Below are 13965 nucleotides of genomic sequence, written 5' to 3'. Positions count from 1 at the left end.
GATAAAAATAAGCGAGTAAACAAATAATAGTATAAACCAAAACTATAAAACGATGGGATTAAATTATGATTTTTATCAAAACCCGCTTCCAAAAAGCGGCAACAGAAAAGCAAGGTTACATGCACGCGTAATTCCTCAGGGCACTATAGACCTGGAAGAAATCGCCGAACTTATCCACGAGTCCAACACAATGACTACCGCAGACGTAAAAGGTGTTCTGGCGGCTTTAACAAGACTGATGTCGAAAAAACTCCTGAACGGATACCGTATCCACCTGGAAGGGCTGGGCTATTTCCAACTGACCTTATCCTGTCCGCCCATAGAAACACCTAAAGAGATACGAGCCGAATCAGTACGTGTAAAATCAGTTACCTATCGTCCGGATACCATAATGAAGAAAGAGTTCGGCAAAGCCCATTGCAACCGAGTAAAAGAAAAAAGCCATTCAAGCAACTATTCGGAAACAGAAATAGACAAAATCCTAGCAACCTACTTCATGGATAACACCTATATAACCAATCGTCAGTTCCAACGCATCTGCGCCCTCACCCCCTCCACCGCCTACCGCAAACTCACCCAACTCATGGCCGCAGGCAAACTCAAACGCAGCCCCCTACACAAAACCCTCTACGAACCCACCAAAAACCATTCCCAACAATGAAAGAAAGGGTGTTTTTGTTTCATAATAGAGAGGGTTTTGATAATATATGCTTTCTCAAAACATTTGCGTCCAAAGAGTCTGATTATTTATTCTACTTTTACAACGTTGATCCCATATATTATACCCATGAAAACGAAATTGAACCTACTGATTCTGTTGAGCCTCCTTTTTTTCGCATGTTCTGATAACAAAGAAATACCTGAAGAGCAAACTCCTTCGGAGGAGGAGCCTGCTCCTGAAGTTGACAAATATGTGGTGCGCGAAGACTTCACGACTCAGCAGCTTATTGACGAAATGGGCTTAGGCATAAACCTCGGCAATACATTGGATGCCGTAGGTGATTGGATCACTCCGGGTAACATCCTTAACTACGAACAAGCATGGGGCAGTCCTGTCATTACAAAAGAGATCATCGAAGGATATGCCAAAGCCGGTTATTCCTCGCTCCGAATCCCTGTCAGTTGGGGTAATATGATGTCGAATGATTATAAAATTCATCCCGACCTGATGGATAGAGTCGAAAAAATCCTAAATTGGACGCTCGACTGCGGCATGGTAGCTGTCATAAATATACATCATGAAAATGAATGGATAATGAAAGTTCCAACAGACAATGAAGCCAAGAGGAAATTCACCTCTGTATGGGAACAAATATGCCAACGCTTTGAGAAATACGGCGACCACCTGATGTTTGAACCCATGAATGAGATAGGCTATGATGCAATATGGACTCCTTGGAGTGGAGGAGAGGCCGAAAAAGCAACAGCACTTGGATATGTGAATGAGATTAATCAACTCTTTGTCGACATCGTAAGAAGGTCTGGCGGCAACAACGCAACACGCCATCTCTTGGTAGAAATATACAACACCGGGCTGGAGTATGCTTATGACCCACTCTTTAAAATGCCTACCGACCCCGCCAATCGCTTAGCGATAACCGTACATTATTATACCCCGGCTCTATTTGCTATACTCGATGCCGGTGTCGACGCCGGATGGGGTGTAGGCCGAGCTACCTGGGGAACAGCCGAAGAGTTGAAAGAACTTCAGGATAATATGGAGTTGTTGAAAAAGAATTGTGTAGACAAAGGAGTGCCCGTAATTGTAGGCGAATATGCAGCCTGCGGCAAAGGCAAATCTCAGGCAATGAGAAGGCTGTACGCCGTTCGTGTCACTGAAGCTGTATATTCACGCGGCATGTGCCCCATGCTTTGGGATACGTCGGGAGACCAGTACGACCGATTGACCTGCAAATTTAGGGATCCAGTCTTCTTAGCAGAAATGATGGCCATCCCGGCTAAATATCCGCGTAATCAAAAATAAGGTATTCACGAAGCAAGAGGTATAGCTTTTTAGACTAAATGCTTCTTTAGCATTACCATATCTTTTAGCATTATTCCGTTTTCGTAAATAGGTTTGTCATATATTTCAAGAAAGAAATTCGTTTTGACAGCGTATTTCGCAAAGCCATTCTTTTCATAAAAGCGGATTTGCCTTACACCGCAATCAGCCGTCCCAACGATGAGCTCGCGGCATCCCTTTTGCTTCACAATTTCTACTATGCGATCTATCAAATAAGCCCCTACTCCTTTGCTTTGGTATGCTTCGGCAATAGCTATATTCTTTATTTCTATTGTATCCTGGCCGGCAGGATACAGGCAAAACACAGCGATAGGATTCTCTTCACCCGGATATCCGGCAACGTATACCTCCGAATCGTAAAGGTATTTATGTATGCCCTCAACCGTCTCATCAGCCAACAGAAGCAGTTCATACGGATAGTCATCAATTACTCTGTCAATTTTCAAATTCATATCGGAGATACTTCCTTTAATATATTTACCTAACTCCACAAAAGTAGAAAGTTTCATGTATACATGAAACTTTCTGTGTTTAATTAAGCACTTAATAAGTCACTTATTCATATTCCCGATAGGCACCGAAGCGTGCCAGATTGTCTTCTCCTAACTGTACGGGTACCGGATATGCCGGTTCTCCCAACTGCTTGCATATCTGTTCCCATAATGAAGTACGTGTGTATGTTTGATGCACTAATTGGAAATGTGTAGACAGCAATAATGATTTGGCAGCTTGTATTTCTCCTTTATCAATAAGCAGTTGTACCCGTCGTTCAATTATCCATTCATCATCTAGGGCATCTACAGCCGAAAGCCACTTTTCCCTCTCTTCAATGGATTTATGATTGACACTTCTCAAGAGTTGATCCCTTTCCACTATGATTTGCGGATGTAGTTGTAAGCTTCTATTTCGTATGCTATTGATGGCCTGAACCGCCTCTTCTGTCTTTCCCTGAAGATAAAGCAAACGGGCAGATAGCACCCTGGCAATATCATTCTCTGATACAGATAAAACGGAAATAGCTTCATCCATCCGTTCCCTACCTGCCAGCCAAGCACCATAATACAACTTCCAAAGAGCAGATGCTTCACCGGTAGTAGATCGAATAGCCCATTTAAATGCTTCATCCAGATCTTCCATCCCGGATGGAGCCCATAAGTAAGACGTTATCTCCGGTGCTTCCGGTAAGTTAGCTCCCGAAAGATAGGCTGCTTTCAGCTGAAGCCATAAGTCGACTTCGCCTTTCCGGCTCCAACCGAACACCGGAATCGACTCTATCGAGCGCAGCTTCGTACCAGGAAGCTTCAGCCCGTACAGATCAAGCCGCCGATCCGTAGGTATCCAATACTCGGTATGCCAACGGGTTTCTCCGGGCTGCATCTCTAGTTTGATGGATTGATCGGCAATGGGGCCTCCCTGTATCTCAACATACGGACGTTTGTTTGCCGTACTAAGCACCGACCATATACTATCCTTGTCAACACCATAGCTCCACAGTTTAATCCCCCCTGTAATCTTTTCATCCGCAATATGATACAAGCCTGTCCCCAAAGAAGGAGTAAAAGCGCCAAAGGCATTTACATCTTTTGTCTGCCAGAAGTAACCGGTCATTTCTTTAATGTCGGCTTCTGTTTTCGGTCCATCTTTCTCCCAGCGGATCGTATCCAGGATAGACGAATGTACCAATACTTCCCCTTTGGGAAAATCATATTGGGTATCCGGCGCTGAAGGTACAGCTGCATTCGACCAACTCATCCAGGGATATGCTTGTTTTCCCGGATTATGAAACACCACACGTTGTGTTAAAAAAGTATCGTTCTCTCCCAAGGAGTATTCGACCGACCAGTGCATGCCGAAACGCAATTCCCTTTCCCCGCAAGTAAGATAGATCCGATTGTCTGTTTTGTCAATCTGGTATGAAACAGACTCGTTTTGTGTAGGTGTATGCGATATGGGAAAGCTAACTTCAATACCTCCTGCTACGAAATAAAAACGAGGCAAAATCCGGGTCTGCCGGATCACATCAGGCACATACAACACTTCCCTCCCCGACTCTTTATGGATAATAGACAATACCTTTCCACCCAGGTCCGGACAAATCGTAATTTTCACATACGCATTTTCAAGTGAAACAAACCGATATTCCTGTAATACCGGCCTGTTTGATGTCTCACAATAACTAATATAGGGGTATACCCCATTCGGGTCGTACACAGTAGGTACGGGCCCGAAAGGAGTAAGTTGATGCGTTAACAGATAATCCCTATATTCATTACAACGCAAGTCCGAAGACCCCTTTGCTTTTATAGGGATAATCACACATAACAGAAAAAGAGACAAAAGATATCGATTCATAATACGCTTTTATTTCAGTTCATTGCTGATAGCATCCAGCAGCTTTCTTCCTTTTGCTACATCAGAAGCGATCTTCACTTCGTCAAAATCTTTCTCGTTGGGGAAGACTTTAAGCAAGGTATCCAACTCTTTCAACAACTTGCCAACAGTAGAATTGGAAGGGTAACCAGCTGCCTTTTCACGGATAATCCTCATCTTTTCATAATCGACAATACCTTCCCGTAACTTCTCGAAGCGAATACAACTATGCCCTCCGGGATAAACCAGAAAACAGTCACCGGCTGCCCATGAGCCATGACGTGCATCCCTGTTCGGATCTTCCGGCCACGCATCATATGCCCAACGTAAGAAACCATTATACCCTTTCGCAGCACTGTACCAGCTAATCCAACGACCTTCAATAGGCGGTGAAAACACGAAATTATTCGGTACAGGAGGATTGCAACATACGTAATAAGTAGTCAATACCCCTCTTTCCTTACGTGCTTTTATCTCTTCTATAGTTGGCTCATTGGGATAGAGCAAGCTGTAGTCATCCAACAGGGGATCCAATTCTTTGTGCCAGTCGCCGGCGTATGTAATTTTCCAGTCTTTGGAATGGTTTTTGACTACTTTTATAGCTGCCAATGTTTGCTCCATCGGATTCTCATTGATCCCGATATAGGTAATATCAAACCACCCTTTATACTCCAAATGCGACCGTAAATCCGTTAGGAAAGCATTCCAGTTCCTTACAAAAGCTGCACCTTCCGGTTCCCATGTTTCGTAAACATAGTTTCCGGTAGCTTCATCCATATAGCGGAAGCGATTTCCCCAGGGAATAGCCGTATAAAGAGTAATAGCCCTGTCTATTCCACATTCCATACATAACTTTACGTATTCATCGAAGATCGTATAATCGAACTTCCATGTTCCATTTTTTTGCTTGATCCATTCGATCATACCCCCTTCTATCATAAATGAATTGTCGGACCAGGGCGAATGTACAGCGTAGGTAGTAATATACGTTCCTCCTGCCTCTGCATAAGGTTTCAAATGCTGTTTCAGAAGCATTTTATGCTCCTCTGACCAAGGCTCTAAATGGTTATACCAAGCGACTGTCCAAGGATTTTGCCAAAGATCCAGGCGATGTTTCCAGTCACGAGGAGCAGGCAAAACCTGATTTTGTACATGGATAGTGATATTCATATCTACACTTTCTTTGGAGGATTGAACAGTCAGGATTCCGCTATATGTACCCGGCCTTGTTTCTGCAGGTATATCAATAGATACCCACAAAGGCCTTGTTGTCTTTCCAAGCAAGTCAAAGCGATCGAAAGGCTCGAATCTATCGGGCAACATAAATCCGTTCGAAAAAGGAGTCTCTCCACAAATTGCCTTTTTCTCGGCATATGGATAATTACCAATGACATAGCGAACCATGTTTACATCGAACTGGCTTGAGGCGATTTTCTTACCTTCTGCCTTCAAATCGTTCAATTTCAAACGTACCTGTTCCAACGTATCAGAAGACCAGACTAAGAGTTGCATATTCACCCGCTCCCCTCTCCAAGCAGCCTGTTCAAATGATAAGGCCTTTGTATCTACTTCCGGTTTTTCCCTCCGGAAATAAAGACGATCCGTAGAACCAAAAGCAACGTTCAGTCCGGATTGCCCATTCCAGGCAGCTTCATTTACAACTTCTTCCATGGTATACTCATGCTGATAATGATGATCCGGTACAGGAAGATATTCCGCTTTTATTTCGCCTCTTTTGTCATAAGTCTGTGCCGAAAGTATTCCGGCACAGAGTAAAAACACAAATCCAATGATTGCTCTCATACATACATTATTTTAATTATTAATTCCATCCTTCATTTTGAACTAATGTACCATTCGACAGTTGAACCTGTTGAGAAGGAAGCGGATATAAATAGTTTTTAGGACTAACAAATTTCCGTGCAGAAGCAGGATCCGTAACGATGAAACCGGCTTCATCAACCGTAATATCGGTACCTGGCTTCAAATCAGGGTATCTGGATTGGTATTCCGTTCCTACAAATTTAATACCACGGAGCGATTGGGTTAAGACGGTTTCAGCTGTCTTCCATCGTCTCAAATCATCGCGACGGAAACCTTCAAATGCCAATTCCACCGTTCGTTCCCTGCGGATCTCGTCCAACATATTCAAGCCATTAGACGTAACGAAAGTGTTGGTCAGCTTCGGCATATTAACCCGGGTACGTAAGCGATTAATAGTCTTATCCAAGTCGGCATCCGAGATGGAACCGTTCTTCTCGTACAAGGCTTCCGCCAATATCAACAATACTTCTCCCAGACGGAACTCTTTTAAATCGTAGTCACTCCGGAACTGGGCGGCATCCAGATTTTCACCTAAGAATTTTCTTAACATATACCCAGTCTGCGTAGCATTCGTTCCGGTAAATCCGGGGAATGTAGGTTGCCAGATTCCCCCTTCAAAGAAGATAGAGCTTCCCGGTACAATAAAGGTCATACCCATACGGGGGTCTCTGTTTTCAAATTCGCTGGTAAGTGTATTGTATCCTTGGAAAAGAGACGATTTCGTAATAGGTAAACCGTCTGTTGACAAGTACAGATCAGCCATGTTTTTCGTAGGGATCATAGCATTAAACCAAAGCTCACGTGTCCAATTATGATGCACCCGTTGGATATAATACCTGCGTGCCAGAATCACTTCCCGGCTATCATCTCCTTCCAGGATAAAAAGGTATTTATAGCTATCATCTCCTTTCTCTGTGAAAAGGTCGTATTCACCGGAATTAATCAATTGGGTTGACGCATCAATCGCTTTGTCAATATAGCTTTGCCAATTACCTTCATTCCTGTATTTAGACCAAGTACCCTGAAACAGGGCTACACGGCTCTTCAACGCCAATGCCGCTCCACGGGAAACGCGCCCCATATCATCCGAAGCAATCTCACTTTGTAAGGGAAGTTTAGACAAGGCTTTGTCCAGATCCTCGATGATAAAATCGATGATTTCGGCTTGTGTCGACTTTGCCGTATATAGCTCCGGAGAAGTAACATCTAGAACAATAGTTATCTTCGGGACACCACCAAATTGTTTTACCAACCGCCAGTAATTATACGCACGGAAAAACAGCGCTTCCCCTACCCAACGGTCGATTTCCTCCTCCAAATCCGACTCCTCAGCTTTCATTAATAAATAATTGATAGAGCGGATAAATTCATATGAATCATCCCAGATATTATAATTGGCCGGAACAAGGAAAGAGCCGTTACTAACTTCGTCCGGACTACCTCCGAAAGCTATATCCGAGTTTCTGTCAATGTATTGTGGAGCCTCTTGCAGGCTGAAATAAAAGTCATTAGTCGCTAATTGGAAATCATCGGACGTTTTCCAGAAGTAAGGATCAGAAACCTGGTCTTTTGGTGCAAGATCCAATCCCTTGTCACAACCGGAAAGAACCGTAAGAGCAAACAGTAGTATGAATATATTTTTATATGCTTTCATGGAATTCCTATTTAAAATGTAACATCAATACCAAAAGAATAATAGCGTTGGAAAGGATAGTTTCCACCCCAATCAGCCGATTCGGGATCCCAGCCGCCTTTTACTTTATGCTGTTCCCACAAATCCTGTCCGCTGAAATACACCCTTGCTTTAGCAATCGAGATCTTATTTGTGAGGCTTTTTGGGAGCGTATATCCTATCTGGATATTCTTCAGGCGCAAGTAAGCCGCATTGATTTTCTGCAATGTAGAAGCCTGGTAGTTCCAATACCTGATATCGCCATGCGATAAACGCGGATAGTATGCATCCTGCCTGTCTTCATTCCATGTCTGGAGATAATAGAACTGAGCCGGTTGCCTCCACCAGTCGCTCCAAGGCATGGCATAATCGCCAGTCCGGAACAAGGTCCGTTTACCTACACCTTGGAAAAAGATACTGAAATCAAAACCTTTCACATCTGCACCCAAGGTAAAGCCGTAATTATAACGAGGGGTAGTGTTACCTACATATTTTACATCCCCATCGTCACCTACGCCATAAGTAGATATCTTTCCATCGCCGTTCAGGTCTTTGAAGCGGGCATCTCCTATACTGATATTACTTGGTACGCCTTCCAGCTTCTTGTATTCGTCGAGTTCGGCTTGTGTACGGATCAGACCATCAAATTCGTAAGCAAAGTAGCTGTTCATAGGATATCCTTCGCGGATTTTATTCTTTCCCAGTTCATAGGTGTCTAAGCCTCCGTAATTGGTTACCTTATCCTTTGCATCGCTCAGAATAAACCGGGCAAAATAGTTTACAATCCCGATCTTGTCTCTCCAGGTTACAGCCAACTCGAAGCCATGAGTCTTCATCTCTCCTGAGTTGGAATAAGGAGCGATAGAACCTAACAAACTGGGGTATGTTACAGGTATTAACATATCCTTGTTCCGTTTCCAGAAATAGTCGAAAGACAGATCCAGTCTCGAATTGAAAAGGACAGCATCAAGACCGATGTTTTGGTTGATAATGGTTTCCCATCTCCGGTTAAAAGCTACCATTCCATCCAAATTGACAGACTGTGTCTGGGAACCTGCACCAAATGGATAATAAACAGTTTCGCCCCAATCTCCTTTTCTGAATTTCATTTTCTGGATGAAATCATACAAACCGATTCCTACCTGGTTACCGGTTTCTCCATACGAGGCACGTATCTTTAATTCGTCGACAAACTTCACATCTTCCATAAACGATTCCTTGGAAATACGCCATCCGGCAGAGAATCCCGGGAAGAAGCCCCAACGGCTATCCGCACCTGAGAAACGGGAACTTCCATCATATCTCAAATTAGCCTCAACCAGGTATTTGCTATCGAACGAATAACCAGCCCTGCCAAAGAAAGAGTTGATACTCCAGTGAGAGCCCGACCCATCATTCCATATATTATTCGTACTACCCAGATTCATCGACCATAAACCGTTGTCGGCAAAGCCGTCACGCCAGGCACTGAACGTTTCATAGTCATATTCTTCATGCGAGGCACCTCCCATTACATCTACACTATGTTTATTATTAAACGTCTTGTTGTACTCAAGAAATCCGGTATAATTCCGGTAGGTAGTTTCCGAACTATACTGGTTCAGACTAGCTTCCGATGGATTGGCAATGGCATAATAGGCAACGTTGTCGTCCCAGGTGTACAAAGGAACAGACCGAGCCGGATCTTTGCCACTTTCAAACGTTTTATTGATCCCTGCCTGAAGAACGGCTTTCATACCGCTGAACAGGTCACCGATCAGTTTGAAATTAGTGTTTATCTGATTGGTCTTATATTTTGAAACAGCTCCTTCTTTTGCGAAGGCTACAGCATTGCTCCAGCCGCCCTGTGCAAAATAATTGCCTGACGCGTTATATACCGGATGATTCGGCATTCCGAAAATACCTTCACCAATCACCCAATCACCTACACCGCCTATATCCGAGCGGTTTTTATTCTCTACGGAAACTTTCGTTTCCAGTTTTATACGATCGAAGAAAGAGTAATCGTAGTTCAGGCGAAGGCTATACCGCTTGTTATTATCCTTAGCATATTTAACCACCCCATGTTGGTCGATATAACCGGCAGACAGATAATAGCTGGAATTCTCACCACCACCGGTCATACTCAGATTATGCTTATGCTGGAAACCAGTTTCCAGTATTTCACTCATCCAATCTGTGTTTGTAAAGAACAGCATCCAGCCGCCATACAAAGGGTGTTCTATCGGATTAGGATCGTTGTTCAGTATCCTGTTCAGGAAATCTTCTGTGTACATGGGAGCTGCCCCATTGTGGATATTCGCTTCATTATCCATGATCGCCATTTCGTAGTTGGTAGGGCTCTTCATCATCCCTGAACTGCGGGTGGCTGCTACGTTTCCGCTATAACGGATAAGCGGTTTCCCTTTCTTGCCACTTTTGGTAGTGATCAGGAATACACCGGCAGCTGCTCTTGCACCATAAATAGATGCCTGAGCATCTTTCAATACACTGATGGATTCGATGTCGTCGGCATTTAGCATATTGATATTTCCTTCCACACCATCTATGATTACCAACGGGCCACCCACTTCGTCGTTTAATTCATTCGTCGTGATCCTCCCACGCACATTCATATTAAAAGACTCATTTCCGGGCTGTCCGGAATAGCGCGAGATGGTCATACCAGGTACCTCTCCTTGTAGTGCAGCAAGCGCATTGTTCACCGGACGCGACTCCAAGGCATCGGTAGAGACGGTAGAAACCGCTCCTGTCAGATTCATCCTTTTTTTGGTACTATATCCTACGACAACAACTTCGTCCATCAAGACTGCATCCTCCCGCATAGTCACCTTCAAATCCCTATTGTTTCCAACAGGAATACTTTGTGCGACATAGCCTACATATGAAAACTCAAGAGTTTCATTATCAGAAACATTGATTTCAAATTGTCCGTCTATATTAGTAACAGTTCCTGTATTCGTACCTTTAATAACAACAGAAACACCAATCAAAGGCTCCCCTTGCTCATCTATTACCGTTCCGGTAACTCGTTTTCTTTGTTGCAGGGCTTGCCTCTCTGTTACAATTTTCGCTCCGTTTTTATCAACTTTATACAATGCGATATGCTTTCCTTCAATTACATACCCCACATTATCTTCATTGAAAATATTGCCAAGAGCTACATACACATTTTCATTATCAACCGAGAGTGAAACCTTTCGTGAAGCATTTACTTCATTCGGGTTGTAGGTGAAATAAAAATCGGTTGCCTTTTCTATCATGTTCAGGACCTCTTTTACCGGCTTATCTTTCACATCCAGTGTGATGGTTGCAGTCTGTGAGTAAGTTGTAGTTGTAAAAGATAACAGACATGAAACCGCAAGTAGTAATATTGTGCATTTCATAATTGTAGAAACCTTGTGTACCCACAGAATTTTCACATCCCATGGGGTGATTTTTCTAAAATAGTTCATACTTTTGTAATGATATTTTAGTGAATAATTTACTTTAGAATCTCAAAAAGTGTTATTTGCTATCAAGCCGGGATTTGTGTGGAGCAAGTTCCGGCTATTTTTGTCTCTCAGGTATCATTCATAGGCATTTATTTTTTAAAATTATTAGGTTATTAATAAATAGATACCCCTTCTTTGTCGATTGAATAATCGATGTTTCGGGTACCTTTCAAAACATTCAGAATATTTTCCAAAGAGGCATCTTTTTGGATGCGGGAATGGAATGTCATACTTTTATATGAGTCATTCCGGATAGTAATCTTTATATTATATTTCCTTTCAAGGCTAGCGACAATATTTTCTAAAGACTCATTATCAAAGTAAAGCTCACCTTTTGTCCATTGGGATATGGCAAATGCGTCTGCATTTGTCTTTTTAACCTGTCCGTTCATGAATATTTCGACCTGTTGGTCAGGCTCTGAAAGCCTAACTGCCTCTTCATTTTCATTCGTCAAAACTTCAATAATTCCCTCTAGTAGTGAAATCCGAATGGTTTCGTTCTGATAAGCTTTTACATTGAATTTCGTCCCCAACACCTTTGTACTGACAGAGCCAGACATGACAACAAAAGGAGACCTCTTGTCATGTTCGACCTCAAAGAGGCCTTCGCCCATCAATTTTACAATCCTGTTTTTGGCTGAGAATTTAGCAGGATAAATAAGCTTACTGCCGGAATTAAGCCAGACAAGCGTTCCATCAGACAACTTTACAGTAATACTTTGTCCATTAGGTACATCAATCTCGTTTACGTCAATATTTTCACTCAGATTCTGCCGGATAGTTTCAGTATATACAGACCTAAAAACGGAGATAGAAAGAAAGACCAGGATAACAGCAGCCGCTGCAGCAGAAGCATAAATACGAAATCTTTTCATACGATTGACTCGTCTTTTCTGTATCTGCTCTGTCTTCTTCAAAAAGGCCTGATATGCCTTTTTGATCTCTTCTTTGTCGGAATATTTTAACTCATGCTTCAGGCTCCATACCTCCTCCATTTCAAATAGCCATCGCGTATTTTCAGGCTTCGTTGTTACCCATTGGCTAATCATCTGAAGGTCTTCAGACGTACATTCCTTTGTTAAAAACCGTAGTAAAACCTCTTCATCCATTTTTATTTACCTGCTTGTTATTTAATAGACAATTCAAGCGAATAAAACTACGTAGTCATATCCAAAAATAATTTAGAGGTACGTGTAAATTCATTTAGAGGTAGGTGTAAATAAATTTAGAGGTACGTCTAATTCGATTTATAGGTACCTCTAAATGAAATTAGAAGTAGGTATGAAAAAGAAAAGGAAGCAAGATGTGTAAATTCTGAAAGTTATTTCTGAGGAAAGACAAGGCTTTTCGCACATGTACCTCTACTGTCCGATGGGATATATCCATAACTTCAGCTACCTCTTTGGCGCTAAGTTCTTCGAAAAAATATAAGCGGAAGGCCTCTGCTGTTCGTGGGGGAAGTTCGTTTAATGCTTCTTCTATTTTTGAACGGATGTCCAGATACTCAACTTGTTTTATAACCTCATTTTCATCCGTCTTTTCGTTAAGGTATTGGATACGGCTTTCCGCAATACGTACCTTTTCTGCGTAATCAGATACTACGTGATTGTGTTTGATATAGTTAAGACAGTTGTTTTGAACGCTTTTATATAAGTAAGTAGGTACATGTTGAATCCGGTCTTTTTGCTCCCAAAGCATCACAAAAGCATCCTGCACCATATCCTTTGCCACATCCTCATTGACAAAACGACAGGATAGTGCCATTAATCGGGGATAGAGTTGTTGGAAATATTGAAGAAATAACTCTTGTCCTGTAGGGTTAATGTCTTTTTCAAATGTAGCTTTCATATTAGTCCGTCTATGGACAAAGCTACAAAATCACTTGTAAATAAGAGGGATTATTCTTTATTTTTTTATAATCATCACACAATTAGCCAAATTAATCAAGCCGGGATGCAAACAAATATATACATTTTCGGGTTATGAAGACAAATTGTTACTTTTGCAAATTGTCATGTACCAGCTTATGATTACAATAGAAGAATACCTTTTACAGATTATCGCATCACTTGTAGCTATCGCGCTATTGCTCATAGCCAAATTTGTTACCAGGAAGCTGATAAAGAAGTATGCACAACTGCTACATAAGCCCGAACTAAGAGCTATGCAGATGAAGCAAGTTACCAATATCATGCTGTATTTGTTATTCTTTTTTATAATAGCAGCTATCTGGGGACTGGAAGCCCATAATCTGTTGATTGGTTTATCTTCCATCTTTGCAGTTATCGGAGTAGCCATGTTTGCCCAGTGGTCTATCCTGAGCAACATCACAGCAGGAATCATCATGTTTTTCTCCGCCCCCTACAGCATCGGCGACCATATCCGCATTATCGACAAAGACCTACCCATCGAAGCAACCATCGAAAAAATAGAAACCTTCTATACCCATATCCGTACCCTGGAAGACGAACTAATCGTCCTCCCCAACAACCTCTTCCTCCAAAAAATCATCTCCGTAAAAGATGTGTGATAGCGGCCTTGTATCAATCATTTTAAATCGCTAATTCTCGGGGTCTTTTTAA

The 13965-nt window shown here is 42.3% G+C and carries 10 protein-coding genes; 3 read left to right on the top strand and 7 right to left on the bottom strand.

The annotated features are described in order from the left end of the window. Window positions 1-52 precede the first annotated feature (52 nt). Both M2470_RS02065 and M2470_RS02060 read left to right on the top strand, forming a co-directional pair. On the top strand, window positions 53-661 hold the full coding sequence (locus M2470_RS02065) for an HU family DNA-binding protein (protein WP_280743628.1): 609 nt from the start codon (window positions 53-55) through the stop codon (window positions 659-661). Between the two features lie 126 nt (window positions 662-787). Continuing rightward, on the top strand, window positions 788-1984 hold the full coding sequence (locus M2470_RS02060; RefSeq protein ID WP_280743629.1) for a glycoside hydrolase family 5 protein: 1197 nt from the start codon (window positions 788-790) through the stop codon (window positions 1982-1984). A gap of 29 nt (window positions 1985-2013) precedes the next feature. Here M2470_RS02060 and M2470_RS02055 read toward each other — a convergent pair whose 3' ends face one another. The 7 genes from M2470_RS02055 to M2470_RS02025 form a co-directional block, all read right to left on the bottom strand. Beyond that, window positions 2014-2475, bottom strand: coding sequence for a GNAT family N-acetyltransferase (locus M2470_RS02055; protein WP_280743630.1), 462 nt, complete (start codon window positions 2473-2475; stop codon window positions 2014-2016). A 103-nt stretch (window positions 2476-2578) separates the two neighbouring features. Then, a complete protein-coding gene (locus M2470_RS02050) occupies window positions 2579-4375 on the bottom strand; it encodes a DUF5107 domain-containing protein (RefSeq protein WP_280743631.1) in 1797 nt (598 codons plus the stop codon). A 9-nt stretch (window positions 4376-4384) separates the two neighbouring features. Then, window positions 4385-6196, bottom strand: coding sequence for a glycoside hydrolase domain-containing protein (locus M2470_RS02045; RefSeq protein WP_280743632.1), 1812 nt, complete (start codon window positions 6194-6196; stop codon window positions 4385-4387). Window positions 6197-6215: 19 nt separating this feature from the next. Next, entirely contained in the window at window positions 6216-7871 is a 1656-nt protein-coding gene (locus M2470_RS02040; protein WP_280743633.1) for a RagB/SusD family nutrient uptake outer membrane protein, read from the bottom strand. An 11-nt stretch (window positions 7872-7882) separates the two neighbouring features. Further along, window positions 7883-11275 (bottom strand): TonB-dependent receptor, encoded by a 3393-nt coding sequence (locus M2470_RS02035; protein ID WP_280743634.1) that lies wholly within the window; start codon window positions 11273-11275, stop codon window positions 7883-7885. A gap of 221 nt (window positions 11276-11496) precedes the next feature. Then, entirely contained in the window at window positions 11497-12492 is a 996-nt protein-coding gene (locus M2470_RS02030) for a FecR domain-containing protein (protein WP_280743635.1), read from the bottom strand. 160 nt (window positions 12493-12652) lie between these two features. After that, the gene (locus M2470_RS02025; RefSeq protein ID WP_280743636.1) at window positions 12653-13231 is read right to left on the bottom strand and encodes an RNA polymerase sigma-70 factor; all 579 of its coding nucleotides are present in this window, start codon (window positions 13229-13231) and stop codon (window positions 12653-12655) included. A gap of 178 nt (window positions 13232-13409) precedes the next feature. On the opposite strand from M2470_RS02025, the gene M2470_RS02020 reads away from it, so the two are divergent. Next, window positions 13410-13913 carry a mechanosensitive ion channel domain-containing protein gene (locus M2470_RS02020; RefSeq protein ID WP_280743637.1) on the top strand — a complete coding sequence of 168 codons (504 nt, stop codon included), beginning with the start codon at window positions 13410-13412 and terminating at the stop codon, window positions 13911-13913. The last annotated feature ends 52 nt before the right edge of the window (window positions 13914-13965 follow it).

Origin of the sequence: Parabacteroides sp. PH5-46, from assembly GCF_029892785.1 — a bacterium.
Classification (GTDB): domain Bacteria; phylum Bacteroidota; class Bacteroidia; order Bacteroidales; family Tannerellaceae; genus DFXE01.
The sequence above is the reverse complement of the archived record's forward strand: the minus strand, read 5'-3'. Positions and strand labels throughout refer to the sequence as shown.

Bases quoted from the DNA above. Each gene is read 5' to 3' on its own strand.
- M2470_RS02065 (WP_280743628.1), top strand. From the start codon at position 53: ATGGGATTAAATTATGATTTTTATCAAAACCCGCTTCCAAAAAGCGGC.
- M2470_RS02060 (WP_280743629.1), top strand. From the start codon at position 788: ATGAAAACGAAATTGAACCTACTGATTCTGTTGAGCCTCCTTTTTTTC.
- M2470_RS02055 (WP_280743630.1), bottom strand. From the start codon at position 2,475: ATGAATTTGAAAATTGACAGAGTAATTGATGACTATCCGTATGAACTG.
- M2470_RS02050 (WP_280743631.1), bottom strand. From the start codon at position 4,375: ATGAATCGATATCTTTTGTCTCTTTTTCTGTTATGTGTGATTATCCCT.
- M2470_RS02045 (WP_280743632.1), bottom strand. From the start codon at position 6,196: ATGAGAGCAATCATTGGATTTGTGTTTTTACTCTGTGCCGGAATACTT.
- M2470_RS02040 (WP_280743633.1), bottom strand. From the start codon at position 7,871: ATGAAAGCATATAAAAATATATTCATACTACTGTTTGCTCTTACGGTT.
- M2470_RS02035 (WP_280743634.1), bottom strand. From the start codon at position 11,275: ATGAAATGCACAATATTACTACTTGCGGTTTCATGTCTGTTATCTTTT.
- M2470_RS02030 (WP_280743635.1), bottom strand. From the start codon at position 12,492: ATGGATGAAGAGGTTTTACTACGGTTTTTAACAAAGGAATGTACGTCT.
- M2470_RS02025 (WP_280743636.1), bottom strand. From the start codon at position 13,231: ATGAAAGCTACATTTGAAAAAGACATTAACCCTACAGGACAAGAGTTA.
- M2470_RS02020 (WP_280743637.1), top strand. From the start codon at position 13,410: ATGATTACAATAGAAGAATACCTTTTACAGATTATCGCATCACTTGTA.